Here is a 25,481-nt window from a genome sequence, read left to right as displayed (position 1 = left end):
GCCGCCGCCCAAGCCGCCGCCCTAGAATGGCCTGCCGCGGCGCTTCAATCCGTGGAATCGAGGCAGACCACATGAGCAAGGCATTCGAACTGGAAACCCTGAAGATCCGCATGGCCGACGCGGATTTCCAGCGCCTGGACCTGCACCTGCGCATCCAGCGCGCGCTGGGGGCATTGATCCTGGACGGGGCACTGGGCGCCGGGGTGAAGCTGCCTGCATCCCGCACGCTGGCCCAGTCGCTGGGCGTGGCGCGGGACACGGTCGAGAATGCCTACGTGCAGTTGCACCGCGACGGCTTCATTGCGCGGCGCAAGGGGTCCGGCAGCTACGTGTCCGCCACCATCGGCGCGGAACTGCGCGGGGCGGGCGGCCGGCGGCTAAGGCATCCGGCGGGGGCTGTCCCGCTGTCGATGCCAGGCGATGGTTTGAGCCGGCGCGGCCGGTCCATCTTCGACAGCGGGGGCGTCAGTGACCAGCAGTCGATCCAGCCGTTTGCCACTGGCCTGCCCGAGACGCGGACTTTTCCGACGCAGATCTGGGAGCGCCTGCAACGCCAGGTGCTCAAGGACCATCGCGGCCACGTGCTGCTGCATGGCGATCCGCAGGGGGCCGAGCCGCTGCGCAAGGCGATTGCCACCTACCTGAACCTGGAACGCGGCGCCAAGGTGTCGGCGCGGCAGATCGTGGTGTTGAGCAGCACGCGCCAGGCGCTGTTCCTGTGTGCGCAGCTGCTGGCCGATGCCGGCAAGCCGATCCTGCTGGAGAACCCGGGCTACTTCGGCGCGCGCAAGGCGTTCGAATTCGCCGAGGCCCGCATCGTCCCCATCGACGTGGACGCGCAGGGCATCCGCACCGACCTCTTGCGCGCGGACCGCAGCGGCGCCGCCTGCGTCTACGTGACGCCGTCGCATCAATATCCCACCGGCGCCACGCTGTCGCTGGCGCGTCGGCTGGAGCTGACGCGCTGGGCGGGCGAAACGGGCAAGTGGATCATCGAGGACGACTACGACAGCGAATTCCACTACGACGGCCTGCCGACTGCCTGTGTGCAGGGCCTGGACAAGCAAGGCCGGACGATCTACCTGGGCACGTTCAGCAAGACGCTGTTTCCGGGCTTGCGAATGGGCTATATGGCGTTGCCTGATGAACTGGTGGACGCCTTCAGCCGTGCGCGCAGCATCGTCGATGGCCATACGCCGCAGATGCTGCAACTGACCTTGGCGCGCTTCATGGCCGACGGGCACTACAACTCGCATGTGCGGGCCATGCGCAAGCTGTATGCGGCGCGGCGCGAGACCATGCTGGATGCGGTGGCGCGCCATTTGAACGGTGTGGTGCGGGCGGTGCGACCCGAAGGGGGGTTGCAGATTCCGTGCCTGCTGGAACCGGGCTGGTCCGAGGCGGACACGATCCGCCGGGCTGCCGCGGCCGGGGTGGTGTTGCCGGGGTTGAGCCGCCTGTATGCGGGATCGGTGCAACAGCAGGGATGGCTGCTGGGCTACGCCTCATTGAGCGCCCACGATATCGAGACGGCCATGAAGCGCCTGGCCGTGGCCTTGCGCAGGACGTAGCCGGGCCAGCCCGCGTCAGCCGCGGCGCTTGAAGAAGGCGCCGACGCCGCAGGCGATGGCAATGGCCAGCAGGGCGCCGGCAATGGTGAGCAGGAAGTCGGCTTCGCCGTGATAGCCGCCGCCGGTGACGCCACCGGCGACGCTGCCCATCCAGATCACTGCGGTGATCAGTGCGCCCGACAGGCCCAGCGCGGCGGCCAGGCACAGGGCAATGAACAGCGGCGAGCGGCGCACGGGCGCCGGGCCGGCGCCGTAGCCGCCACGGCCGCGCCGCGGCTGCATCACCATGTAGAACAGCGCGGCCACGACCGCGGCCAGCATCAGGATCTTGAAGATCATGACGCGGCGCGCGGCTTAGTCTTCACGGCGCAGGTGCGGGAAGAGGATGACGTCGCGGATGCTGGGGCTGTCGGTCAGCAGCATGACCAGGCGGTCGATGCCGATGCCGCAGCCGCCCGTGGGAGGCATGCCGTATTCCAGCGCGCGGATGTAGTCGGCGTCGTAGTACATCGCTTCTTCGTCACCGGCGTCCTTGGCTTCGACCTGCGAGCGGAAGCGTTCGGCCTGGTCTTCAGGGTCGTTCAGCTCGGAGAAGCCGTTGGCGATCTCGCGGCCCGTCATGAACAGCTCGAAGCGCTCGGTGATGCCTTCACGCGAGTCGGACGCGCGCGCCAGCGGCGAGACTTCGACCGGGTAGTCGATGATGTAGGTGGGGTTCCAGAGCTTGGCTTCTGCGGTTTCCTCGAACAGCGCCAGCTGCAGCGCGCCCAGGCCGGCGCGCGACAGCACCGGGCCATCGGCGTCGGCGCCCAGCTTCTTCAATTCCGCGCGCACGAAGACCGGGTCGTCCAGTTGCGCCTGGGTGTAGCCGGGCGCGTACTTGAGGATGGCTTCGCAGATGGTCAGGCGGTCGAACGGCTTTCCGAGGTCCAGCTCGCGTTCCTGGTAGGTCAGGACGGCGCTGCCGGTGGCCGAGATGGCGGCCTGGCGGATCAGTTCTTCAGTGAAGTCCATGAGCCAGCGGTAGTCCGCGAAGGCTGCGTAGAACTCCATCATCGTGAATTCCGGATTGTGGCGCGGGCTGACGCCTTCGTTGCGGAAGTTGCGGTTGACTTCGAACACGCGTTCGAAGCCGCCGACGATGAGGCGCTTGAGGTAGAGCTCGGGCGCGATGCGCAGGAACATTTCCATGTCCAGCGCGTTGTGGTGCGTGACGAACGGCTTGGCCGCCGCGCCGCCCGGGATCGGGTGCAGCATCGGCGTTTCGACTTCGAGGAAGCCGGCGTTGAGCATGAACTGGCGGATGCTGCCCACGGCCTTGCTGCGCGCTTCGAAGGTGCGGCGCGTGGCGTCGGTCATGATGAGGTCGACGTAGCGCTGGCGGTAGCGCAGTTCCTGGTCGGCAACGCCGTGGAACTTGTCCGGCAGCGGGCGCAGCGACTTGGACAACAGGCGCGCCGTGGCGGCGTGCACCGACAGTTCGCCCTTGTTGGTCTTGAAGACCGACCCTTCGATCGCGATGATGTCGCCGATGTCCCATTGCTTGAACGCGGCGTAGTTGTCTTCGCCCAGCGTGCCGCGGTCCAGGTAGATCTGGATGCGGCCGGTGCTGTCTTGCAGGGTGGCGAAGCTGGCCTTGCCCATGACGCGCTTGAGCATCATGCGGCCGGCGACCTTGACGGTGACGGCGGCGGCGGCCAGGGCTTCCTGTTCCTCGCCGTCGTACTTGTCGTGCAGGGCGGCGGCGCGGGCGTCGGGAACGAAATCGTTGGGATACGCGACCCCGGTTTCGCGCAGTTTGGCCAGCTTGGCGCGCCGTTCGGCGATCAAGCGGTTTTCATCCTGGGCGGGTGCCGGAGCGGTCGTGTGGTCGGTCATGGTCGGGGATCAGTCGTAATTGCGGATGTCGTCGATTTCGGTGGTGCCGAAATCGTCGCGGTCCAGGTAGGCGAGGATGCGGGAGGCCACGTTGGCGGGCGAAGACAGCTTGCCGGTGGCGTGGAAGTCCTGGAACTTGGCCAGCGCCGGGAAGGCGTCGGGGTCGCTGGCGCGGATGGCGGCCTGCATGTCGGTGTCGACGATGCCGGGGGCCAGCGCAACGATGCGTGCGCCGCTTTCGCCCTGTTCCTGCTTGACCACGCGCGAGTACATGTCGAGCGCGGCCTTGGTGGCGCAGTACACGCCCCAGCCGGCGTTGGGGTTGCGGCCCGCGCCGGACGAGATGTTGAGCACGCGGCGGTCGGCCGGCAGGTCTTCGACGGCGGCCAGGAAGCGTGCGGTCAGCAGCATCACGGCCGTGACGTTCAGGTTGAAGGCGGCGGCGATGGCCGGGCCGTCGATCAGCGCATCGGTGCCGGACACGGGGTGCACGGTGCCGGCGTTGTTGATCAGCAGGTAACGGCGCGCGTCGCGGGGCAGGGCGCCGCAGATGCGCTGGGCGGCGGCTTCGGCCGCGGCCAGGTCGGAGAGGTCCACGGACAGCTGTTCGAGCTGCACGTCCTGCGAGCGGGCGTAGGCGGCCAGCTCGGGATCTTCGCGGCGCGCCAGGGTGACGAGGCGCGTGCCCGGTTTGACCAGGCCGCGCGCCATGGCGGCGCCGATGCCGCGCGAAGCGCCGGTGAGAATTGCGATGGTGTCAGACATTCGTGGACCCTCTGGGTGCGGTGGGCGGAACGGGCGGGTAACTCAGACGCCTTGCTTCAGGCTGGCCTGGATGAAGGGGTCCAGGTCGCCGTCCAGCACTTTCTGCGTGTTCGAGATTTCGACGTTGGTGCGCAGGTCCTTGATGCGGCTCTGGTCCAGCACGTAGGAACGGATCTGGTGGCCCCAGCCCACGTCGGTCTTGGAGTCTTCCAGCTTCTGCTGTTCGGCCATGCGGTTGCGCATTTCCAGCTCGTAGAGCTTGGATTTCAGCATCTGCATGGCTTCGGCGCGGTTGCGGTGCTGCGAGCGGTCGTTCTGGCACTGCACCACGATGCCGGTGGGCATGTGGGTCAGGCGCACGGCCGAGTCGGTCTTGTTGATGTGCTGGCCGCCCGCGCCGGACGCACGGTAGGTGTCCACGCGCAGGTCGGCGGGGTTCACTTCGACTTCGAAGGAATCGTCGACTTCGGGGTAGACGAACACGCTGGCAAACGACGTATGGCGACCGCCCGACGAGTCGAACGGGCTCTTGCGCACCAGGCGGTGCACGCCGGTTTCAGTGCGCAGGTAGCCAAAGGCGTATTCGCCTTCGATCTTGATCGTGGCCGACTTGATGCCGGCGACTTCGCCTTCGGATTCTTCGAGGATTTCGGCCTTGAAGCCCTTGCGTTCGGCGTACTTGAGGTACTGGCGCAGCAGCATCGAGGCCCAGTCCTGCGCTTCCGTGCCGCCCGCGCCCGCCTGGATGTCCAGGAAGCAGTTCAGGGGATCGGCCGGATTGGAGAACATGCGGCGGAATTCGAGGCTTTCCAGCTTTTCCTGGAAGGCGTCGGCGTCCGCTTCGATGGATTCCAGCGTGGCATCGTCGTTGTCGGCGGCGGCCAGTTCGAACAGTTCGTTCGAGTCGGCCAGGCCCGTGCCCAGACCGGTGAGCGTTTCCACCACGTCTTCGAGGGCTTTCTTTTCACGGCCCAGGTCCTGGGCGTGCTTGGGGTCGTTCCAGACGGCGGGGTCTTCGAGCTCGGCGTTTACGACTTGCAGGCGTTCAGTCTTGGCATCGTAGTCAAAGATACCTCCGTAGAGCCTGTTCGCGCTCCGCGTAGTCGGCGAGGCGGGCTGCGAGCTGGTTCTGACGTTCGGCTTCCATGATGATCCTGTCTGATGACTTTTGTGCGAAACCTGGCATTTTACCGTGGATGGAGCGGAGTTGCGGGCCAGGGGGGCAACAAAGGGGACGGATTGGTGCGAAATGCCTTCTAGGGGTTTGCGCGCAGAGGGGCGAGTTGTTCAGTTTTTTGTCAACTGTCGGATTCTAGGCTTGGTGGCCGGCCCATATGTCCCTGTCCAGGGACGCGGGACCGCGCAAGATGCCGGCAGGCAGCCGGCCTATCCCGTTAGAGGAGGAGACGTTGATGGAACACACTATGGCCCCCGGGGTCTCGCCGGCGATCCCGGCGGCTGAGGAGGACCGGATCTACCGCAAGGTGGGTTGGCGGCTGGTGCCGCTGCTGGTGGTCTGCTATGTCGTGGCCTACCTGGACCGCGTCAATGTGGGCTTTGCCAAACTGCAGATGCTGCAGGAGCTTCAGTTCAGCGAGACGGTCTACGGCCTGGGCGCAGGGATATTCTTCATCGGCTATTTCCTGTTCGAGATTCCCAGCAACATCATTCTTCATAAAGTCGGCGCCCGCGTCTGGATCGCGCGGATCATGATCACGTGGGGCATCATTTCGGCCTGCATGATGTTCGTGACCAGCGTGCACATGTTCTATTTCCTGCGCTTTCTGCTGGGCGCGGCCGAAGCCGGGTTCTTCCCGGGCATCATCCTGTACCTGACCTACTGGTATCCCGCCGCCCGCCGCGGCCGCATCACGACGTTCTTCATGACGGCCGTGCCGATGTCCGGGCTGATCGGCGGCCCGATCTCGGGCTGGATCATGAGCACCTTCCATGGCGACCACGGCCTGTCCGGCTGGCAGTGGCTGTTCCTGCTCGAAGGCATTCCGTCGGTGATCATCGGCGTGCTGGTGCTGATGTACCTGGACGACCGCATCAACAAGGCCAAGTGGCTGACGGCCAACGAAAAAGCCGTGCTGATCCGCAATATCGCGGCCGAAGAACAGAACAAGGAAGACCCGCCGATCCGCGCCGCGCTGACCCGTCCGCGGGTGTGGGCGATGGCGCTGATCTACTTCTCGTTCGTGATGGGGCTGTATGGGGTGGGGTTCTGGATGCCGTCGCTGATCAAGAGCACCGGCGTGCAAAGTCCGCTGGCGATCGGCCTGTTGACCGCGGTGCCCAACCTGTTCGCGGTGATCGGCATGATCCTGATCGCACGCAACTCGGACCGCAACCGCGAACGCCGCTGGCACGTGGCGATACCCGCCCTGTGCGGCGCCGTCGGCCTGATGTTTTCGGCCGTTTGGAGCGGCAACACGGTGCTGGCCATCCTGGCGCTGACCGTGGCCAACATCGGCATCTGCACGGTGCTGCCGCTGTTCTGGAGCCTGCCGACCGCCGTGCTGGGCGGCACCGCTGCCGCGGCCGGCATTGCGCTGATCAACTCGGTGGGCAACCTGGCCGGCTTCGTCAGCCCGTACCTGGTGGGCTGGCTCAAGGACATGACCGGCACCACCAACACCGGCCTGTACATGCTGTCCGGCTGCCTGGTGGTGGGCGCGCTGGTGGCGCTGGCGCAACCGGCAAAGCTGGTCAACAAGTAACGCGCGGGGCTTGATAAAACAAGGGCGCTTCCCGAGGGAAGCGCCCTTGCTATGTGGCCGGCGGGGGCTAGGATGTTTTTTTGCCGCCGGGCCGCCCCAAGGCAAAAACGCCCCCTTGGGGGGCAGCAAGCGCGCGTAGCGTGCGCGGCGTGGGGGCTCTCAACCCGCGTGTTCTATCACCAACTGCACCGACACCATCCCGTTCCACACGTTCTGCTCCAGCCGGTACGCCGCCTGGATGTGTTCCGGCAGCGACTGGTCGTGACCGAACCAGATGGCGTCAAAGCGCTGGTGGCCGCGTTCGAGCGACAGTTTCAGGTGCTTTTCGCCGACCAGGCGCTGGTTGCGCACCACGAATTCGTCCAGGAACAGCGGCGCGGCAAACCCCGCGCCCCAGACCTGTTGCTGCAGCATGCCGGCCACTTCGGCGTTGGCGTAGCCCGATTCGAGCGAGCCATCGGTTTCGATGACGGGTTCGAAGGTGTCGCGGCCGGTCAGTTCGCGCACGGCGGCGTCGAAGGCGGGGGCGAAGGCGGGAAAATCGTCCTTGCCCAGCGTCAGGCCGGCCGCCATGGCGTGGCCGCCGAACTTGCGGATCAGGTTGGGATGGCGCTTGGACACCAGGTCCAGCGCGTCGCGCAGGTGCACGTCGGGAATCGAGCGGCCCGAGCCGCGGATCTCATCGTCGCCGGCGGGGGCGAAGGCCAGGGTGGGCCGCCAGAATTTTTCCTTCAGGCGCGAGGCCACCAGGCCGACCACGCCCTGGTGCCAGCCCGGGTCGAACACGCAGACCGTGGCGCCGGCCGCGGCGTTGGGTTCTTCCATGGCGGCCAGCGCCTGTTCGCGCATTTCGGCTTCGATGGTGCGGCGTTCGCGGTTGATGTTGTCGAGTTCGCGCGCCATTTCCAGCGCCTGCGCCTCGTCGTCGGTGGTCAGGCAGGCGATGCCCAGGCTCATGTCGGCCAGGCGGCCGGCGGCGTTGATGCGCGGGCCCAGTGCAAAGCCCAGGTCAAAGCCGTTGGCGGTTCGCGGTTCGCGGCCGGCCACGGCGAACAGGGCGCGCAGGCCCGGTTGCAGGCGGCCGCTGCGCATGCGCTGCAGGCCCTGGGTGACCAGCAGGCGGTTGTTGGCGTCGAGTTTGACCACGTCGGCTACGGTGCCCAGGGCCACCAGGTCGGACAGGGTGTCCAGGCGCGGGCCGCCATCGGCCGCGTAGACGCCGCGGCGGCGCAGCTCGGCGCGCAGCGCCAGCATCATGTAGAAGATGACGCCCACGCCCGCCAGGTTCTTGGACGGAAAGCCGCAGCCCGGCTGGTTCGGGTTGACGATGGCCAGGGCCTCGGGCAGCGTGTCGCCGGGCAAGTGGTGGTCGGTGATGACCACGCCGATGCCGGCGTCGTTGGCCGCGGCCACGCCGTCGACGCTGGCGATGCCGTTGTCCACCGTGATGATGATGTCGGGCTTGCCGCTGCGGTGGCGGCAGGCCAGCTCGACCACCGCGGGCGACAGGCCGTAGCCGGTCTCGAAGCGGTTGGGCACCAGGAAGTCGACGTCGGCGCCCATGGCGGACAGGGCGCGCAGGCCGACAGCGCAGGCGGTGGCGCCGTCGCAGTCGTAGTCGGCCACGATCAGCAGCTTCTTGCCGGCCTGGATGGCGTCGGCCAGCACGCCGGCGGCGTGCGCCGAGTGCGTCAGGCCGGCGGGCGGCAAGAGCGACGGCCAGGCCAGCTTGGTCTGGTCGGGACGGGTGACGCCGCGGGCGGCCCACAGGCGTGCCAGCAGGGGGTGGATGCCCGAGGCTTCCAGGACGTGGCAGGCGGACAGGTCGGCCCGGCGGACGGTTAAGCGGGGTGAGACCACCAGGCGCTCCAGTTTTTCTTGGGGGCGGGCAGCAAGCCCAGCAGGCCCCCGCGCGGTTTCAGGGTCAGGGCGGCGCGGCGATCGTCGCCCAGCAGCAGCAATTCGGCGGGCGTGGCGGGCAGGCCATGGGGGCCGGCCAGCGGTTGCAGCTGCGTATCGAGTTCAGCCAGGGCGTCGAGCCAGGCGGCCCAGTCGCCCGCGCGTTGCGGCGCTTCGAGGGCGGTCAGGACGTGGGCGGCCTGGGCGGCCGGGCGCGCTGGCCACGGCGTGCCGCCGCCGTACAGCCACAGGGCATTGACGGGCGGCAGGCCGCGCGCCGCGCGGGCATCGTTGACGGGATGCTCGTGCCAGGCCATCTGGATTTCATTGAGCAGGCGACGCCAGGGGCGGGTTTCGGTGTCCTGGCGCCACCAGTCGTTCAGGCGTTGGCCGGCCACCGCCAGCGGGCTGGCGGTCTGCGGCCGCAGGCCATCGGGCAGTTGCAGGCGCCAGCGCGCCGCCGAGAGCGGCTGGACGGCGAAGCCCGTGCCGTCGAACAGCGGACGGGCGGTGTCCAGCAGCGCGGCGGTTTCTTCGTCGCGCAGGTCCATCAGGGCCGGGTCGAGCAAGGTGGCCTGGTCGGTGCCCAGGGCCAGGTGCACCAGCTCGGCCAGCCAGACGGGGCCGTTGCCGGCCGGGTCGCCAGCCAGCAGCGGGCCCAGTCCGGCGCCTTGCAGCAGGCCGGGTTCGGGCGCGTAGCCGGATTGGTCCAACTGCCAGGATTCGAAGGGCGTACAGCCGTAGGCGCGGATGTCGTGGGCCTGGACCCGGGCGCTGGCGGCTTGCAGCCAGCGGTGCAGCGTGGGCGCGCGCTGGGGCAGGAGCTTGGCCAGTTCGGCGGCAACGGGAAGGGCGGGCAAGGCGCCCGGAATGACGATCAGCATGGCCGCGATTGTAGTCGCTGGCCGCCCGGGGAACTAAGGCCGGTCCCGATTGCCATACGTTGACACGGCTGGTCGTCCAATCCCACATCCGCGGGGCGGTTTTCCAGCCGGTTAATGCCATAATGCGCACGTGCTGAAAATACCCTACGAACTCTGGATCGGCGCCCGCTATGCCGGGTTGGCTCGAATCCGCCAGCGACGCGGCCGCCGCGATCGCTTCATCTCTTTCATCGCTGCCAGTTCCATGGCGGGCATCGCGCTGGGCGTCGCCGCCCTGATCGTGGTGCTGTCGGTCATGAACGGCTTCCAGAAAGAGGTCCGTGACCGCATGCTGTCGGTGCTGCCGCACATCGAGCTCTACATTCCCGGCGCGGCGCCCGAGCGCGTGCTGGAGCAATGGCAGCAGTTTTCCGATGCCGCCAAGCGCAACCCCGAGGTCAAGGCCGGCGCGCCGTTCGTGGCGGCCCAGGGCATGCTGGTGCGCGGGCAGGCGCTGCGCGGGGTGCAGGTGCGCGGCATCGATCCGGGCACCGAAGGCAACGTGTCGGACCTGCCGCGCCAGATGGTGTCGGGCAAGCTGACCGACCTGAAGCCCGGCGGCTTTGGCGTGGTGCTGGGCAACGAACTGGCCGACGGCATGGGCGTCAAGGTGGGCGATACGCTGCTGATGATGGCGCCGCAGGGCTCCATCAGCCCGGCCGGCTTTGCGCCGCGCATGCGCCAGTTCACCGTGGTGGGCGTGTTCTCGTCGGGCCACTATGAATACGATTCGTCGCTGGCCTTCGTGGACAACGACGATGCGGCCAAGGTCTTCCGCGACAGCGGCACCGCGGGCGTGCGCCTGCGCATCGCCGACATGCAGAAGGCCCCCGAAGTGGCGGCCGAACTGCGCAATGTGCTGCCGCCGTACGTCATGGCCAGCGACTGGTCGCGCAACAACCGCACCTGGTTCGCGGCCGTGCAGACCGAAAAACGCATGATGTTCCTGATCCTGGCGCTGATCGTCGCGGTGGCGGCGTTCAACCTGCTGTCGTCGCTGGTGATGGCCGTCAAGGACAAGCAGTCCGACATCGCCATCCTGCGCACCCTGGGCGCGGGGCCGGGCGAAGTGGCCCGCATCTTCCTGGTGCAGGGCGCGCTGATCGGCGTGATCGGCACCTTCCTGGGCGTGGTGGGCGGCATCGTCATCGCCTACAACGTCGACGTGATCGTGCCGTTCATCGAACGCCTGCTGGGGGTGCACTTCCTGCCGCGCGAGGTGTATTTCATCAGCGCCTTGCCGTCGGACCCCCAGATGGGCGACATCACGGTCATCGGCCTGACGTCCCTGGTGCTGTCGCTGCTGGCGACCTTGTACCCCAGTTGGCGCGCGTCGCGCCTGCAACCCGCACAGGTGCTGCGCCATGATTGATTCCCTGACGCCGGCGCTGCATGCCGACAACATCGTCAAGGTCTATGACGAAGGCCCGGCCCGCATCGAAGTGCTGAGCAACGTCACCCTGACGGTGGCGCGCGGCGAAATGGTCGCCATCGTGGGCGCGTCCGGTTCCGGCAAGAGCACCTTGCTGCACATCCTGGGCTTGCTCGACGTGCCGAGCAGCGGCGCGGTCTCGGTAGACGGCCAGTTGGCCGTCGGCCTGTCCGAAGCCCGCAAGAGCGCGGTGCGCAATCGCAGCCTGGGCTTCGTGTACCAGTTCCACCACCTGCTGCCGGAATTCTCGGCGCTGGACAACGTGGCGATGCCGCTCATCGTGCGCCGCGAAAACCGCGACAAGGCACGCGAGGCGGCGCGCGAAGTGCTGGGCCTGGTGGGCCTGGCGGCGCGCGAGGGCCACTACCCCGGCCAGTTGTCGGGCGGTGAACGCCAGCGCGTCGCGCTGGCGCGGGCGCTGGTGACGCGTCCGGTCTGCGTGCTGGCCGACGAGCCCACGGGCAACCTCGATCGCCATACGGCGCACAACATGTTCGAGCTGCTGACCCGGGTCAACAAGGAATCCGGCACGGCCTTCGCCATCGTGACCCACGATCCCGAACTGGCGGCGCGCGCCGACCGCCAATTGCTGATGGAAAACGGCCGGCTGGTTTGAGTTGTCGGCCGACCCGGGCAGTATCCTCCCGCCCCGCGGCGGGGGATAATCCGCCCCAGGAGGCCCCGCCATGCTGATCGATACCCACTGCCACCTGGACGCTGCCGAGTTCGACGCCGATCGCCGGCAGGTCGCCGAGCACGCCTGCGAAGCCGGAGTGCAGTCCATTGTCATTCCCGCCGTCGAGCGCGCCAATTTTTCGGTGGTGCGTGATCTGGCGGCGCAGGTGGCCGGCGGCGCCTACGCGCTGGGTATCCATCCCTTGTATGTACAGCGCGCATCCGACGACGACCTGGACGCGCTGCGCCGCGCCGTCAAAGACGCCCTGGGCGATCCGCGCTTCGTGGCCATCGGCGAGATCGGGCTGGATTTCTTCGTGCCCGAGATCGCGTCCGGCGAACCGCGGGCGCGGCAGGAACGCTTCTACGCCGCCCAACTGGCGCTGGCCGCTGAGTTCAAGCTGCCCGTGCTGCTGCACGTGCGCAAATCGCAAGACATCCTGTTGAAGTACCTGCGGCGGCACGATCGCATCGGCGGCATCGCGCACGCTTTCAACGGCAGCGCCCAGCAGGCCCAGGCCTTTGTCGACCAGGGCTTTGCGCTGGGGCTGGGCGGCGCCATGACCTACGAGCGGGCGCTGCAGATCCGCCGCCACGCCACCGACGTGGGCTTGCAGCACCTGGTGCTGGAAACCGATGCGCCGGATATTCCGCCGGCCTGGCTGCATCCGCCCGAGCGGCGCAACCGTCCCGGGGAACTGGCTCGCATCGCCCAGGTGCTGGCGGACCTGCGGGGGATATCGCCGGCGCAGGTGGCGCAGGCGACCACCGCCAATGCCTTGCGGGTGTTGCCGCGGCTGTCGGCGGCCATACTGTCCGACGCCGACTGACCTCGCCCGCCTCGCCTGCCCAGCGCCGGGCGGGCAAATCCCGGGCGGCCTGGCTCAGGCGGACGATCGCGGTAATTCGATACGCACGCTCAGGCCTCGCGGCGACGCGTTGCGCGCCGAGATCCGGCCCTTGTGTGCCGCCACGGCAGCCCGGGCGATGCTGAGCCCCAGGCCCGCACCGCCTGCGGGTACGGCGGCGCCGGCGGTGCTCTGATAGAAGGGCTCGAACAGGTAGGCCAGTTCTTTTTCCGGCACGCCGGGGCCGCTGTCTTCGATTTCCAGGCAGGCTTCGCCGGCATCGGCGAGCAGGCGCACCTGGATGCTGCCGCCCGCCGGAGTGAAGCGCAGGGCGTTGCGCAGCACGTTTTCGATGGCGCTGGCCAGGCTGTCGCGGTCTGCGGTGACGAGCAGCGGCGCCGGGCGCGTCCAGGCAATGCCCAGCTTGCGGTCGCCGGCCTCGAAGCGCGCATCCTGCACCACGTCATCCACCACGTCGGCCAGGTCCAGCGTGTCGGTGGGCGAGGGCAGCGCGCCCATGCGGGCCAGCCGCAGGGTGCTGCCCACCAGCCCGTCCAGCCGTTCGCATTCGCGTTCGATGCGGTCCAGTTGCAGATCCAGACGTTCGTCCTTGCGGCGCGCCAGTTCCACGCCCAGGCGCAGGCGCGCCAGCGGCGAGCGCAGCTCGTGCGCGATGTGCCGCAACAGCTGTTCGCGCGTATCCACCAACGCCTGCAGGCGGTGGGCCATGGCGTCGAAATCGCGCGCCAGCAGGCCCAGTTCATCCTTGCGTTGCGACAGCTTGAGCGGCGTGCGGGTATCCAGGCGACCCGCCGACAACGTGCGCGCGGCCTGGCGCAACTGGCCCAGCGGCGCGGCCACGTGGCGGGTCAGCGCCCAGCAGAAGGGCGCGGTCACGGCCAGGGCGAACAGCAACAGCGCCAGCGTCACCGGGGTCAGCCCCAGCACTTCCCAATGCGACGAGTCGTAGGGCAGGAACAGCATCAGCAGTTCCGTGTGGTCCGGCAGCACCAGCAGTTGCGGGTCCCACCAGGACACGCGCAGGGCGGACGGGTCGGCGGGCACGTCCAGGGCGGCGATCAGGTTGGCGTCGTGCGACCCGCGAAAGGCGATGAGCCAATCGTGCAGGCGGGTGGGCAGGCGACGGTTGAGGATGTCCTGGTCTTGGGCATCGACCACGTAGATCTTCAGCGCCGAATAGCGGCTGTCCATCGCTTCGAGCCAGCGGCGCAGGCCGTCGGCGCCTTCCGCGCGGGCGATCTGGGCGGCGTCACGGGTCAGGTTGCCGGGGTTCAGGCCGTCCAGCGAATCGACGCGGTACCAGGCCACGGCCGCGGTCAGCATCATGCCGCAGACCATGATGACGGCCATGGCGCCCCAGAAGGTCAGGAAGGCGCGCCAGAAGAGGGAACGGACGGGCAGCCAGGCCATTCAGGCCGTGCCTGCCAGCACGTAGCCCAGGCCGCGCAGGTTGCGGATGGCGGGGGCGTCGTCGGCCTGGTCCAGCCGCAGCTTCTTGCGCAGGCTGCTGATGTGGGTGTCGATGCTGCGGTCGTAGCGGTCGGCCGTGCGGCCCAGCGCGTACAGGCTGATCTGTTCGCGCGGCACCACCTGGCCGGGGGCGCGCATCAGCACTTCCAGGATGCGCTGTTCGGCGCCGGTCAGCAGCACTTCCTGCGTGCCCAGCCGGGCGCGGCCGCTGGCGGCGTCCAGCGACAGGGCACCGACGTTCAGCTCGGCGGCGGGGGCCTCGGGCATTTCCTCGAAACGGCGCAGCACGGCGCAGATGCGCGCCTTGAGCTCGCGCGGGCTGAAGGGCTTGGCCAGGTAGTCGTCGGCGCCCAGTTCCAGCCCCAGCACGCGGTCGGTTTCGCCGCCGTGCGCGGTGAACATGATGACGGGGCGGCGCGAGCTTTGGCGCAGGCGCCGCAGCAGGTCCAGGCCATTGCCGTCGGGCAGCATCAGGTCCAGCAGGATCAGGTCGTAGCCGTCCTGCAAGGCCAGGGGCAGGCCCTGGGCGCTGCTGTGCGCCAACGTCAGGTCGACGTGGTGGGGGTCGAGATACTCGCGCAGCATCAATGCCAGGTCGACGTCGTCGTCGATCAACAGGATGCGGCGCGTCACCATTTGGGTAGGAATGGACATGCGCTTGGGTTCTGTTGCCGCCGGCAGCATAGCGGGTGCGCGGCTGCCGAAGTGTCAAGAAGTGCGAAGAAGATAAAAGTTGAGGAAAGCGTGTTGCAGCGTTCCGGACCCCTCAATTCTAATATGAGAATAGTTTTCATTAAAAATACGAAGCGGACGGCGGCGCTGCGCACGGGGCGTGGCAGCTGTCCGGGACGGGAGAGTCTGAAACATGAGCAGCATCGATCTGGCCGCGCGGCGCGCAGTCGGCCCGCGTACCCGCCTGACCGTCGCCTTGTGCGCGGCGGGCCTGGGCATGGGCCAATCGGCCTGGGCGCAATCGGCGGATTCTGCCGCGCCCAAGGTCATGGACACCGTGGTGGTGACGGCCAGCGGTTACGAACAGCAGATCCAGGACGCGCCGGCGTCCATCAGCGTGATCACGCGCCAGGACCTGGAAAAGAAGTTCTATCGCGACGTCACCGATGCGCTGGTCGAGGTACCCGGCGTGGTGGTGACCGGCGGCGGCGACCGCCAGGACATCAGCCTGCGCGGCATGGGGCCGAAGTACACGCTGATTCTCATCGACGGCAAGCGCCAGAACTCCCGCGAAACCCGCACCAACTCGGATTCGAGCGGCGTGGAAGGCGGCTGGACCCCGCCGATCTCGGCGATCGAACGCATTGAAGTGGTGCGCGGCCCGATGTCGTCGCTGTATGGGTCCGACGCCATGGGCGGGGTGATCAACATCATCACCCGCAAGGTGCCCAGCGAGTGGGGCGGTGAGATCCGCATGGACACCACCATCCAGGAAAGCAGCAAGTCGGGCGACATCTACCAGGGCAACTTCTACCTGGCCGGCCCGATCAAGAATGACCTGCTGGGCCTGCAGATCTACGGCCAGGCAACCCAGCGCGACGAAGACAGGATCGTCGATGGCTACCGCAAGCGCAACGCCACCAACATCACCGCCAAGCTGGCGCTGACGCCGAACCGCGACCACGACATCGTGCTGGAAGCCACGTCCAGCCGCCAGAAGTACGAGAACACCCTGGGCAAGACCGTGGCGCCGTTGCCGCCGGGCCAGGCTTGCGCGCGCACCGGTTGCCCGGCGTCGTCCGAGACCGACTACCGCAGCAACAAGTGGGCACTGTCGCACACCGGCCGCTGGGGCTGGGCCGTGTCCGACAGCTATGTGCAGCAGGAAGAGTTCGACAATCGCTCGCGCCAGATGAAGATCAAGAACCTGGACCTGCAGACCAGCTGGTCGCTGCCGCTGGGGTCGCACATGCTGACGCTGGGCGGCAGCTACCTGTCGCAGCGCCTGACCGACCAGACCGGCAACCAGCTGGCGGGTGGCCCGAGCAAGGTGGACCGCTACCAGTGGGCCGTGTTCGCCGAAGACGAATGGCGCCTGATCGACAGCTTCGCGCTGACCGGCGGCCTGCGCATGGACCAGGACGAGAACTTCGGCAGCCACTTCAGCCCGCGCCTGTACGGCGTGTGGCACCTGGCTGAACGCTGGACCCTGAAGGGCGGCGTGTCCACGGGGTTCCGCGCACCCGACCTGCGCCAGACCGTGGCCGGCTGGGGCCAGGTCAGCCGCGGCGGCAACATGTACGGCAACCCGGACCTGACTCCCGAGAAGTCGGTGACCGAGGAAATCGGCCTGCTGTATGACGATGGCGAAGGCTTCAACGCCGGCCTGACGCTGTTCAACAATAACTTCAAGGACAAGATCACCCGCGTCGCGTGCCCGCTGTCGCAGTGCACCGAGGGGCCGAACCAGTTCGGCGCCAACCCCACCACCTACATGAACGTGGACAAGGCGGTGTCGCGCGGCGTGGAAGCCAGCATGAAGCTGCCGCTGGCGCGCGACTGGTCCGTGACCAGCAGCTACACCTTCACCAAGTCCGAGCAGAAGTCGGGCCAGTACGCCGGCCAGCCGCTGAACCAGCTGCCCAAGCACCTGTTCACCACCACGGTGAACTGGCAGGCGTCGGACGCCCTGGAAGCCTGGGCCCGCGTCAACTACCGCGGCAAGGAAAGCCAGCCGATCACCGGCCCGTCCGCATCGTCGCTGGTGGCGCCGTCCTATACCTTCGTGGACCTGGGCGGATCGTACGCGGTCAACAAGAAGGTGTCGGTGTACGCGGGCATCTACAACCTGTTCGACAAGCAGGTCGGCTATGACGACTACGGCTACGTCGAAGACGGCCGCCGCTACTGGCTGGGCGTGGGCGTGAAGTTCTAAGCCCTCGGGCAGGGGCACCATCCGCGCGCACCGCCGCCAGGCCGTGCGCGCGCAACATCGAGAGGCAACAATGATGATCAAGCAAGCACAAGCAGGACGCGCCGGCCGTTGGCTGGCGCGCGTTGGCGCCGCCCTGGCGCTGGGCGCGGCCAGCGCGGTATGCGCGGCGCAGACCGTGCCGGTCAAGCATGCGCGCGGCGAAACCGCCGTGCCGCAGAATCCCGCCAAGACGGTGGTGCTGGACCTGGCCGTGCTGGATACGCTGCACGCGCTGGGCGTGGACGTGACCGGTGTGCCTGCGGCCGCCAAGCTGCCGCCGCAACTGAGCCAATACGCCGACAAGCGCTACCTGAAGGTCGGCAGCATGTTCGAACCGAACTACGAAGTGATCCACGCGGCCGCGCCGCAGGTCATCTTCGTGGCCGGGCGCTCGGCGCCCAAGTACGACGAGCTGGCCAAGCTGGCGCCCACGGTCGACCTCACCGCCGACGCCAAGGATCTGGTGGGCAGCGTGGTGCGCAACACCGAGACGCTGGCCGCCATCTACGGCAAACAGGCGCTGGCCAAGGAAAAGCTGGACGCGCTGCGCGCCTCGATCTCGGCGCTGCACGGCCAGGCCGCCAACGCCGGCACGGGCCTGATCGTGCTGACCACGGGCGGCAAGATGAGCGCCTACGGCCCGGGCTCGCGCTTTGGCGTGATTCACGATGCCTTCGGCATTGCGCCCGCCGCCAAGGACCTGAGCGTGTCGAACCACGGCCAGGCGATCTCGTTCGAGTTCATCGCCCAGACCGATCCGGACTGGCTATTCGTGATCGACCGCGATGCGGCCATCGGGCGTGAAGGCACGTCGGCCCAGCGCATGCTGGACAACGACCTGATCCGCCCGACCAAGGCCTGGAAGCATCAGCGCGTGGTCTACCTGAACGGCTACAACTGGTACCTGCTGGGTAGCGCGGGCCTGACCGCGATGCAGCAGAACGTGGACGATATCGCCCGCGCCCTGTCGGCGGCGAAGTAAACGCATGGCGCGCAACACGGGGGCGGGCAGGTGAAGGCTGGCGGGGCGATCAGGGGCTGGGCGGGGCTGGCGGCGTTGTTGCTGTTGCTGTTGGGGCTGTGCGCGGCCAGCATCAGCCTGGGCGCTGGTTCGTTTTCGTTCGCGGCGCTGACCGGCGGGCCGGATGCCGAGCGCGCCTGGCGCCTGCTGCTGGTCAGCCGCGTGCCGCGCACGCTGGCCTTGCTGCTGGCCGGCATGTCGCTGGCGGTGGCCGGACTGATCATGCAGATGCTGGTGCGCAACCGCTATGTGGAACCGACCACCGCCGGCACCGTCGAGTCGGCGACGCTGGGCATCCTGGTGGTGACCCTGCTGGCGCCGGACACGCCGGTCATCGGCAAGATGCTGACGGCCACCGGCTTCGCGCTGGCCGGCACGCTGCTGTTCCTGGCGCTGCTGCGGCGCGTGCCGCTGCGTACGCCGTTCATCGTGCCGCTGATCGGCCTGATCCTGGGCGGCGTGATCCATGCGGTGACGACCTTCGTGGCCTACCGCTACGACCTGCTGCAATCGCTGCATGCCTGGACCACCGGCGATTTTTCCGGCGTGCTGCGCGGCCGCTATGAGTTGCTGTGGATCGGCTTCGGCCTGGCCGCGGCGGCTTACCTGGCAGCCGACCGCTACACGGTGGCTGGCATGGGCCGCGCGTTTGCCGCCAACCTGGGCCTGAACCACGCGCGTCTGACGCTGATGGGCCTGCTCATCGTGTCGGCGATTTCCGCCGTGGTGGTGGTGACGGCGGGCGGCATTCCGTTCCTGGGCCTGATCGTGCCCAACGCGGTGAGCCTGCTGCTGGGCGACAACATGCGGCGTTCGATTCCCTGGGTGGCGGTGCTGGGCGGCGTGTTCGTGCTGGCCTGCGACATCATCGGCCGGCTGGTGATCCACCCCTATGAGGTGCCGCTGGGCACGGTGGTGGGGGTGGTGGGCAGCATCCTCTTCCTGTGCCTGTTGCGCAGCCGCAGGGGGCGCCGTGGCTGAACCCGTGTTTCGAACCGCATTGCGGGCCGCGACCCCGCGTTCGCCCCAGGCCTGGCGCCTGGCCGGGCTGGCCGTGTTGGCAACGCTGTGCGTGGCCGGCTTCATGACACTGGGCGCCAACGGCCAGTGGTCGTTCGTGATTCCGTTTCGCGGCGGCAAGCTGGCGGCGATGCTGCTGGTGGCCTACGCGGTGGCGGTGTCGTCGGTGCTGTTCCAGACCATCACGCACAACCGCATCCTGACGCCCGCCATCATGGGCTTCGATGCGCTGTACCTGCTGATCCAGGCGGTGGTGGTGTTCGGCTTTGGCCAGATGGCGGGAGCGGTGAACCATCCCGTGGCGGCCTTCGCGCTGGAGGTGTGCGCCATGACGGCGTTCGCCTGCCTGCTGTTTCGCTGGCTGTTCACCGACGCGGTGCGCAGCCTGCACCTGATGATGCTGGTGGGCATCGTGTTCGGCCTGCTGTTTCGCAGCCTGTCCAGCTTCGTGGTGCGCCTGATCGACCCCAATGAATTCCTGGTTCTGCAAGACCGCATGTTCGCCAATTTCAATTCGGTGCGCACGGGCCTCTTGCCCTTTGCCCTGGCCGCGGTGGCGGCGGCGACCCTGCTGGTCTGGCGCATGCGGCGGCGCTACGACGTGCTGGCGCTGGGCCGCGAGATTGCGCTGAACCTGGGCGTGGACTACCGCCGCACGCTGCTGTTGACGCTGGCCGCGATTGCCGTGCTGGTGTCCGTATCCACGGCGCTGGTGGGGCCGGTGACGTTCTTCGGCCTCTTGGTCAGCAACCTGGCCTATCAGGCCATGGGGTCGGACAGGCACCGCTACACCGTGCCGGCCGCGGTGCTGCTGGGTGTGATCTTCCTGGTGGGCGGCCAGACGTTGCTGGAACGGGTGCTGGGCTTGAGCACGACCGTCAGCGTGGTGATTGAATTCGTGGGCGGAGTGATGTTCCTGGCCCTGATCTTGCGCAGGGGACGCCAATGATCGATATCCAGCAAGTCAGCAAGCAATACGACGACACCGTGGTGGTGGACCAGGTGACGCTGGCGCTGCCGGCCGGCGGCGTGACCGCCATCATCGGCCCGAACGGCGCGGGCAAATCGACCTTGCTGTCGATGATCAGCCGCTTGTTGCCGATGTCGGCCGGGCAGATCCAGGTCGATGGCCTGGACGTCACCCGCAGCGACAGCCGCGAACTGGCGCGGCGCCTGTCCATCCTGCGGCAGGACAACCACTTGCCGCTGCGGCTGACGGTGCGCGATCTGGTGGCATTCGGCCGCTATCCGCACACGGGTGGGCGCCTGACGCTGGACGACAAGGCGCACATCGACCGCGCCATCGACTACCTGGACCTGGCGCCGCTGGCGGATCGTTACCTGGACCAGTTGTCGGGCGGCCAGCGCCAGCGCGCCTTCGTGGCGATGGTGCTGTGCCAGGACACGCGCTATGTGCTGCTGGACGAACCGCTGAACAGCCTGGACATGAAGCACGCCGTCGCCATGATGGGCACGCTGCGGCGCGCGGCCGACGAGCTGGGCAAGACCGTGGTGCTGGTGCTGCACGACATCAATTTCGCCTCGGCCTACGCGGACCGCATCGTGGCGATGAAGGCGGGCAGGGTGGCGCACCATGGCCCGCCGGCCGAACTGATCCGGTCCGAGGTGCTGGGCGCCTTGTATGAACTGCCGATCGACGTGCACGAGATCGGCGGCAAGCGCATCTGCGTGTATTACCGCTGAATGGTGGCCATGGCGGCGACCCCTGCCGCCGCCATGGCGCTGCGGCTTACTGGGTCAGGTCGACCGCGTAGCGCGAGAGCTGCGTCACCGCGTCGGGCGTGGCGTCATACACCGACACGTTGCCCACGCCGTGCGCCGTGGCCAGCGCCAGCGTGCCGGGCACCGACGAGAACACCACGGGGCCGGCCAGCGCGGCCAGCGGCTTGAATTGCCAGCTGCGGGCCAGGCCATAGGTGGCCAGGTCCAGCACGGGGTGCTTCTTGATGTAGCTGATCAGCACGTCGCGGCTGGCGTCCGGCGCTTGCAGCACGATGTCGCCCTTGCCGCCCGCCAGGCCCGGGAAGTCGCCGCCCCCGCTGGCGCGGTAGTTATTGGTGACCACCAGGAATTGCGCGGCCGGGTCCAGCGGCGCGCCTTGATACGTCAGCCCCGTGATGCGCGAGCCCTTGGGCTGGGTCACGTCGATCTGGTAGCGCAGGGCGTTGCCTTCGGCGTACAGCACGTCGAAATTGAAGGTCGGGAAGCTGGTGTCCACCAGGTCCTGCGGCGCGACCTGGGCGGGGTCGATTCGCTTGAACTGTTCGGCGGTCTTCTCCAGCCACTGGCGCACGATGTCGCCGCTGACCCGCACCACCTGCAAGGTGTTGGGATACAGGTACAGGTCGGCGGCGTTGTTGATGGCGATGTTGCCTTGCGGCACGAAGGTGAAGTCGCCCGGCCCGTTGCGTCCGCCCTTGAACGGCGCGGCCGCCGACAGGATCGGCAGGGCGCCGTAGGCGGGGTTGTTGCGGGCGATGTAGTCCTTCAGGTAGTCGATCTGCGCCATGTTCACCACTTGCAGCGCCGACACGTCGCCGGTCAGCGCGTAGTAGGTGGCCATGTCGAACTGGCTCTGGCCGATGGGCGTTTTGACGTAGGCGATGGTGGCCGTGTGTTCCGCCTGCACCAGTTGCTGCGTGGCGCTGTCGGGCTCGACGTAGGTGGCCGGGGTGCTGCCGCTCTGCGCGGTCAGGCGGGTGGAGATGCGCTGCACCTGGGTGGCGTCCTTCTGCACTTTCCAGCCCTTGTCATAGGCCAGCTTCAGCTTGATCTGCCCCAGGTTGTTGCCCCATTGGCCGGCCTGTACCGCCGGCACGCCGTTGATCAGGCCTTTTTCCAGGTCGATGCCCGGCTGCCCCGCGAATTGCGACTTGGGATTGGTGTCGGGAAACAGCAGATGTTGGTGGCCGGTGATCAGGGCGTCGATGCCCGCGACCTGGCTCAGGTAGCCGGCGCCGTTTTCCATCGACGGGCTGTAGGGCGTGGTCATGTCGATGCCGCCGTGCGCCAGCGCCACGATCAGGTCGGCGCCCGCGGCCCGCATTTCCGGCACGTAGCGCGCGGCGGTTTCCTTCCAGCCAGTGACCGCGACGTGGCCTTCCAGGTTGGCCTTGTCCCATTGCATGATGGGCGGCGGCGCAAAGCCGATCACGCCTACTTTCAGCGACACGTCGATGGACTTGCCGGCTGGATCGGTGGCCTTGAAGGTCTTGGTGAGCAGGGTCCAGGGCTTGAAGATCGGCTGCTGCGTGGCGGCCGACACGACGTTGGCCGACACGAACGGAAAGCCCGGCGCGGCGCATTCCTTGGCGCCGCCCGGATTGGTCTGGGCGGTGCCCTTGGTGATGCCTGCCAGGCCGAAGTCGACGTTGGTGACCTGCGACAGGAAGGGCAGGCCGTAATTGAATTCGTGGTTGCCCATCGTGGCCGCGTCGTAGGCCAGGAGCTTCATCTGCTTGTAGATGGCCAGCATGCCCGAGCACTGCACGGGGGCGACCAGCGCCTGGTAGTCGGACAGGGCGGTGCCCTGGATGGTGTCGCCGTTGTCGAACAGCAGCGTGTTCGGATTCTGCTTGCGGGCGTTGGCGATCAGCGTCGCGGTGCGGTCCACGCCGTAGCTCTTGTCTTCGGCCAGCTTGTAATAGTCGTAACCCAGCACGTTGGCATGCAGGTCGGTGGTACCCAGGATGGCCACGTCCAGCGTCGCGCCCTGGGGCACGGCGACCGCGGGCGGGGTGGCGTCGTCGTCATCGTCGTCACTGCCGCCACAGGCGGCCAGGCCCGCCAGCAGCGCGGCGCTGGCGGTCAGTGCAAAGATCCTTCGAATGGGGTGCTTCACCGTCGTTCCTTGTGTATCGGGAGAAGCAAAATTCTGGGGACGGGGTGTGACCCGGGCATGACATTGCGCCCGCCGGCAGCGTCGCGCCCGCGTGCCATGGGCAAGCTGAAAAATATCTGAATTAGACGGGCGTCTTATTTATCGTGGCCTGGCGGCAACGAAACGATAAAACGATTGTGACCGATTCTCATTGTCAAGAGAATGGCGAATCCTTTCATTTCAAACGACTTCAGAAAGACCTCGCTGGCCATGCACGCCCCTCGCTCCCTCTCTGCCGCCTTGCTCGCCCTGGCGCCCCTGGCCGCCTCGGCCCCCGCCCACGGCCAAAGCGCCGCGCCCACCGCCACCTTGCCCGCCATCAGCGTCACGGGGCAGGCGGACCCCGAACAGAGCTACAACCCGCCGGCGTCCACCAGCGCCACCAAGATCGACGCGCCGCTGCGCGACATACCGCAGACGGTGAACGTGGTGCCGGCGCAGGTACTGCGCGACCAGCATGCGATGTCGGTGCAGGACGCGCTGAAGAACGTGCCGGGCGTCAGTTTCTCTACCGGCGACGGCCAGCGCGACCAGGTGTCGATCCGCGGTTTCACCGCCATTGCCGACCAGTTCGTCGACGGCTTTCGCGACGACGCGCTGTACTACCGCGATCTGTCCAACGTCGAACGCATCGACGTGATCAAGGGCCCGGCGGCGGTGCTGTACGGCCGCGGCTCGTCGGGCGGCCTGATCAACCGCGTCACCAAGAAGCCGGGTGAAGACATCTCGCAGGTGGGCCTGAGCTACGGTTCGTGGAACGACCGCCGGCTGGATGTGGACCTGGGCCGTTCCAACGAAAGCGGCAGCATGGCCTGGCGCCTGACCGGCGCCGTGGAAAAGGGCGACAGCTACCGCGACAAGCAATTCATCGACCGCAAGGCGATTGCACCGTCGGCCCAGTTCAAGCTGGGCGAAAGCACCACCTACCTGATCCAGACCGAATTCCTGGAAGACCGCCGCCTGACCGACTTCGGCATTCCGGCCTATCACGGCCGCCCGGTGGACGTGGACCCGTCCACCTACTACGGCGCCGAGAACGCCCGCGATACCGACTACACCCAGACCCGGGTGCAGTCGTACGCCGGCACGCTCACGCACCGCTTCAACGACAACTGGTCGTTGCGCAACGCCACGCGCTACTACCACTACACGCTGAACCGCAACAACACGCTGCCGGGCACGGTCAACGAGGCGGCGCAGACCGTGTCGCTGACCCACGGCAACGTGCTGCGCGACGAGCACGGCTGGACCAACCAGACCGAGCTGATGCAGCGCGTGCAGTGGGGCGCGGTGCGCCACGACATTCTGTACGGCGTCGAAGTGGGCCAGCAGAACAAAGACCTGGTGAACTACTCGGCCGCCAACGTCGCGACCGTGAACCTGTTCGACCCGCAATTGCCTACGCTGCAGCGCCAGGTCAAGGGCGCGCCCGGGTCCGACAACCTGGGCCGCTTCAACACGCTGGGCCTGTACGTGCAGGACATGGTGTCGCTGGGGGAATACTGGAAGGTGCTGGGCGGCGTGCGCCGCGACCGTTTCGAGCAGAAGACCGAAGACCGCCGCACGGGCCGCAACCTGTCGCGCACCGATTCGAACCTGAGCCCGCGCCTGGGCCTGGTGTTCCAGCCGGACACCGTGCAGTCCTACTACGTGTCGTGGAGCCGTTCGTACCAGCCATCGGGTGAAGCCTTTGCGCTGGCCGCCAACAACGTCGACCTGGCGCCGGAAAAAACCACCAACTACGAAGTCGGCGCCAAGTACGACTTCCTGGATGGCAGGCTGTCGACCACCGTGTCCGTGTTCCGCCTGGAGCGCACCGACATCAAGGTCACCAACCCCGTGACCAACACGCTGGTGCCGGTGGGCACGCAGCGCACCGATGGCGCCGAATGGACGCTGTCGGGCGACTTGTCCAACGGCTGGCGCGCGATGCTGGGTTACGCCTACCTGGATGCCCGCGTGACGCAGTCGGTGGCGCGTGACGCCGGCAAGGATGTCGAAGGCAAGCGCGCCACGCTGACGCCGCGCCATGCTGGCAACGTCTGGGTCACCAAGGACCTGGGCGATGGCTTTGGCGTGGGCGCCGGCTTGAACCTGGTGGGTGGGCGTTTCGCCAATCCGGGCAATACGGTCAAGCTGCCGGGCTACGTCACCGCGGACGCCGCCGCATGGTGGCGCCAGGGGCCGTATTCGGTGCAGCTGAATATGTACAACCTGTTTGACGCCGGTTATATCGTGTCGGCGCACGGCAGCAGTCCGAACCTGAACATGCCCGGCGCGCCGCGCAATGCGATGCTGAGCTTGCAGTACCGGATGTAGGAAGGGCTACAGCGCCCGCATGATCGCCTGTCGGTCATGCGGGCGTTTGTGTCGTCCGGGTGCCGTCTGCGTGCCGTTTTCGTGCCGTC

General features: G+C 67.5%; 20 protein-coding genes. 11 read left to right on the top strand and 9 right to left on the bottom strand.

Going from position 1 to position 25,481, the window contains the following annotated elements; translation table 11 throughout:
* The first annotated feature begins 71 nt into the window (after positions 1-71).
* The gene (gene pdxR / locus ACUDP5_RS17990) at positions 72-1,571 is read left to right on the top strand and encodes a MocR-like pyridoxine biosynthesis transcription factor PdxR (protein WP_263910833.1); all 1,500 of its coding nucleotides are present in this window, start codon (positions 72-74) and stop codon (positions 1,569-1,571) included.
* 15 nt (positions 1,572-1,586) lie between these two features.
* Here pdxR and ACUDP5_RS17985 read toward each other — a convergent pair whose 3' ends face one another.
* The 4 genes from ACUDP5_RS17985 to prfB all read right to left on the bottom strand — a co-directional run bounded on the left by ACUDP5_RS17985 (position 1,587) and on the right by prfB (position 5,361).
* Positions 1,587-1,910: a preprotein translocase subunit TatB gene (locus tag ACUDP5_RS17985; protein ID WP_263910831.1), complete on the bottom strand. Its 324-nt coding sequence runs from the start codon at positions 1,908-1,910 to the stop codon at positions 1,587-1,589.
* 15 nt (positions 1,911-1,925) lie between these two features.
* A complete protein-coding gene (gene lysS, locus ACUDP5_RS17980) occupies positions 1,926-3,449 on the bottom strand; it encodes a lysine--tRNA ligase (RefSeq protein WP_263910830.1) in 1,524 nt (507 codons plus the stop codon).
* A 9-nt stretch (positions 3,450-3,458) separates the two neighbouring features.
* Entirely contained in the window at positions 3,459-4,214 is a 756-nt protein-coding gene (locus tag ACUDP5_RS17975; protein WP_263910828.1) for an SDR family oxidoreductase, read from the bottom strand.
* A 42-nt stretch (positions 4,215-4,256) separates the two neighbouring features.
* Positions 4,257-5,361, bottom strand: a protein-coding gene (gene prfB / locus ACUDP5_RS17970; protein WP_263910826.1) for a peptide chain release factor 2 whose coding sequence is annotated in 2 segments (ribosomal slippage) — positions 4,257-5,279 and positions 5,281-5,361 — 1,104 coding nt in all. Because the reading frame shifts where the segments join, the coding sequence is not laid out codon by codon here.
* A gap of 265 nt (positions 5,362-5,626) precedes the next feature.
* Between prfB and ACUDP5_RS17965 the strand changes: the two genes are divergently transcribed.
* The gene (locus tag ACUDP5_RS17965) at positions 5,627-6,937 is read left to right on the top strand and encodes an MFS transporter (RefSeq protein ID WP_445656781.1); all 1,311 of its coding nucleotides are present in this window, start codon (positions 5,627-5,629) and stop codon (positions 6,935-6,937) included.
* 159 nt (positions 6,938-7,096) lie between these two features.
* On the opposite strand, the gene recJ is transcribed toward ACUDP5_RS17965, so the two are convergent.
* Together recJ and ACUDP5_RS17955 are read right to left on the bottom strand one after the other, a co-directional pair.
* The gene (gene recJ, locus ACUDP5_RS17960; RefSeq protein WP_445656780.1) at positions 7,097-8,797 is read right to left on the bottom strand and encodes a single-stranded-DNA-specific exonuclease RecJ; all 1,701 of its coding nucleotides are present in this window, start codon (positions 8,795-8,797) and stop codon (positions 7,097-7,099) included.
* Complete coding sequence (locus ACUDP5_RS17955) at positions 8,779-9,720, bottom strand: hypothetical protein (RefSeq protein ID WP_445656779.1); 942 nt, start codon at positions 9,718-9,720, stop codon at positions 8,779-8,781. Before ACUDP5_RS17955 ends, recJ begins: the two co-directional genes overlap by 19 nt.
* 178 nt (positions 9,721-9,898) lie before the next feature.
* Here ACUDP5_RS17955 and ACUDP5_RS17950 point away from each other — a divergent pair, with 178 nt between their 5' ends.
* The 3 genes from ACUDP5_RS17950 (at position 9,899) to ACUDP5_RS17940 (ending at position 12,696) form a co-directional block, all read left to right on the top strand.
* Entirely contained in the window at positions 9,899-11,131 is a 1,233-nt protein-coding gene (locus tag ACUDP5_RS17950) for a lipoprotein-releasing ABC transporter permease subunit (protein WP_263911212.1), read from the top strand.
* Positions 11,124-11,807 carry an ABC transporter ATP-binding protein gene (locus ACUDP5_RS17945; RefSeq protein WP_445656778.1) on the top strand — a complete coding sequence of 228 codons (684 nt, stop codon included), beginning with the start codon at positions 11,124-11,126 and terminating at the stop codon, positions 11,805-11,807. The genes ACUDP5_RS17950 and ACUDP5_RS17945 overlap by 8 nt, the downstream gene beginning before the upstream one ends.
* Positions 11,808-11,877: 70 nt before the next feature.
* Entirely contained in the window at positions 11,878-12,696 is an 819-nt protein-coding gene (locus ACUDP5_RS17940) for a TatD family hydrolase (RefSeq protein WP_263910819.1), read from the top strand.
* Between the two features lie 54 nt (positions 12,697-12,750).
* Here the strand turns inward: ACUDP5_RS17940 and ACUDP5_RS17935 are convergent, their stop codons facing one another.
* Positions 12,751-14,145 carry an ATP-binding protein gene (locus tag ACUDP5_RS17935; RefSeq protein ID WP_445656777.1) on the bottom strand — a complete coding sequence of 465 codons (1,395 nt, stop codon included), beginning with the start codon at positions 14,143-14,145 and terminating at the stop codon, positions 12,751-12,753.
* Positions 14,146-14,841, bottom strand: a complete 696-nt coding sequence (locus ACUDP5_RS17930) for a response regulator transcription factor (protein ID WP_263911211.1) — start codon at positions 14,839-14,841, stop codon at positions 14,146-14,148. It abuts the gene before it with no gap.
* A 229-nt stretch (positions 14,842-15,070) separates the two neighbouring features.
* On the opposite strand from ACUDP5_RS17930, the gene ACUDP5_RS17925 reads away from it, so the two are divergent.
* The 5 genes from ACUDP5_RS17925 to ACUDP5_RS17905 all read left to right on the top strand — a co-directional run bounded on the left by ACUDP5_RS17925 (position 15,071) and on the right by ACUDP5_RS17905 (position 20,876).
* Positions 15,071-17,092, top strand: coding sequence for a ligand-gated channel protein (locus tag ACUDP5_RS17925; protein ID WP_445656776.1), 2,022 nt, complete (start codon positions 15,071-15,073; stop codon positions 17,090-17,092).
* A 70-nt stretch (positions 17,093-17,162) separates the two neighbouring features.
* Complete coding sequence (locus tag ACUDP5_RS17920; protein WP_445656775.1) at positions 17,163-18,113, top strand: siderophore ABC transporter substrate-binding protein; 951 nt, start codon at positions 17,163-17,165, stop codon at positions 18,111-18,113.
* Between the two features lie 30 nt (positions 18,114-18,143).
* Positions 18,144-19,133, top strand: coding sequence for an iron chelate uptake ABC transporter family permease subunit (locus ACUDP5_RS17915; RefSeq protein ID WP_263910813.1), 990 nt, complete (start codon positions 18,144-18,146; stop codon positions 19,131-19,133).
* A 103-nt stretch (positions 19,134-19,236) separates the two neighbouring features.
* Entirely contained in the window at positions 19,237-20,121 is an 885-nt protein-coding gene (locus ACUDP5_RS17910; RefSeq protein ID WP_445659187.1) for an iron chelate uptake ABC transporter family permease subunit, read from the top strand.
* Positions 20,118-20,876 carry an ABC transporter ATP-binding protein gene (locus ACUDP5_RS17905; RefSeq protein ID WP_263910811.1) on the top strand — a complete coding sequence of 253 codons (759 nt, stop codon included), beginning with the start codon at positions 20,118-20,120 and terminating at the stop codon, positions 20,874-20,876. Before ACUDP5_RS17910 ends, ACUDP5_RS17905 begins: the two co-directional genes overlap by 4 nt.
* Before the next feature lie 46 nt (positions 20,877-20,922).
* Here ACUDP5_RS17905 and ACUDP5_RS17900 read toward each other — a convergent pair whose 3' ends face one another.
* The gene (locus ACUDP5_RS17900) at positions 20,923-23,034 is read right to left on the bottom strand and encodes a 5'-nucleotidase C-terminal domain-containing protein (protein ID WP_445656774.1); all 2,112 of its coding nucleotides are present in this window, start codon (positions 23,032-23,034) and stop codon (positions 20,923-20,925) included.
* 249 nt (positions 23,035-23,283) lie between these two features.
* On the opposite strand from ACUDP5_RS17900, the gene ACUDP5_RS17895 reads away from it, so the two are divergent.
* Entirely contained in the window at positions 23,284-25,392 is a 2,109-nt protein-coding gene (locus ACUDP5_RS17895; protein WP_445656773.1) for a TonB-dependent receptor, read from the top strand.
* Positions 25,393-25,481 lie beyond the last annotated feature (89 nt).

The sequence above is a fragment of the Achromobacter sp. NCFB-sbj8-Ac1-l genome, from assembly GCF_052695805.1.
The sequence above is the reverse complement of the archived record's forward strand: the minus strand, read 5'-3'. Positions and strand labels throughout refer to the sequence as shown.

Bases quoted from the DNA above. Each gene is read 5' to 3' on its own strand.
- pdxR (WP_263910833.1), top strand. From the start codon at position 72: ATGAGCAAGGCATTCGAACTGGAAACCCTGAAGATCCGCATGGCCGAC.
- ACUDP5_RS17985 (WP_263910831.1), bottom strand. From the start codon at position 1,910: ATGATCTTCAAGATCCTGATGCTGGCCGCGGTCGTGGCCGCGCTGTTC.
- lysS (WP_263910830.1), bottom strand. From the start codon at position 3,449: ATGACCGACCACACGACCGCTCCGGCACCCGCCCAGGATGAAAACCGC.
- ACUDP5_RS17975 (WP_263910828.1), bottom strand. From the start codon at position 4,214: ATGTCTGACACCATCGCAATTCTCACCGGCGCTTCGCGCGGCATCGGC.
- ACUDP5_RS17965 (WP_445656781.1), top strand. From the start codon at position 5,627: ATGGAACACACTATGGCCCCCGGGGTCTCGCCGGCGATCCCGGCGGCT.
- ACUDP5_RS17955 (WP_445656779.1), bottom strand. From the start codon at position 9,720: ATGCTGATCGTCATTCCGGGCGCCTTGCCCGCCCTTCCCGTTGCCGCC.
- ACUDP5_RS17945 (WP_445656778.1), top strand. From the start codon at position 11,124: ATGATTGATTCCCTGACGCCGGCGCTGCATGCCGACAACATCGTCAAG.
- ACUDP5_RS17940 (WP_263910819.1), top strand. From the start codon at position 11,878: ATGCTGATCGATACCCACTGCCACCTGGACGCTGCCGAGTTCGACGCC.
- ACUDP5_RS17935 (WP_445656777.1), bottom strand. From the start codon at position 14,145: ATGGCCTGGCTGCCCGTCCGTTCCCTCTTCTGGCGCGCCTTCCTGACC.
- ACUDP5_RS17930 (WP_263911211.1), bottom strand. From the start codon at position 14,841: ATGGTGACGCGCCGCATCCTGTTGATCGACGACGACGTCGACCTGGCA.
- ACUDP5_RS17925 (WP_445656776.1), top strand. From the start codon at position 15,071: ATGAGCAGCATCGATCTGGCCGCGCGGCGCGCAGTCGGCCCGCGTACC.
- ACUDP5_RS17920 (WP_445656775.1), top strand. From the start codon at position 17,163: ATGATGATCAAGCAAGCACAAGCAGGACGCGCCGGCCGTTGGCTGGCG.
- ACUDP5_RS17910 (WP_445659187.1), top strand. From the start codon at position 19,237: ATGACACTGGGCGCCAACGGCCAGTGGTCGTTCGTGATTCCGTTTCGC.
- ACUDP5_RS17905 (WP_263910811.1), top strand. From the start codon at position 20,118: ATGATCGATATCCAGCAAGTCAGCAAGCAATACGACGACACCGTGGTG.
- ACUDP5_RS17895 (WP_445656773.1), top strand. From the start codon at position 23,284: ATGCACGCCCCTCGCTCCCTCTCTGCCGCCTTGCTCGCCCTGGCGCCC.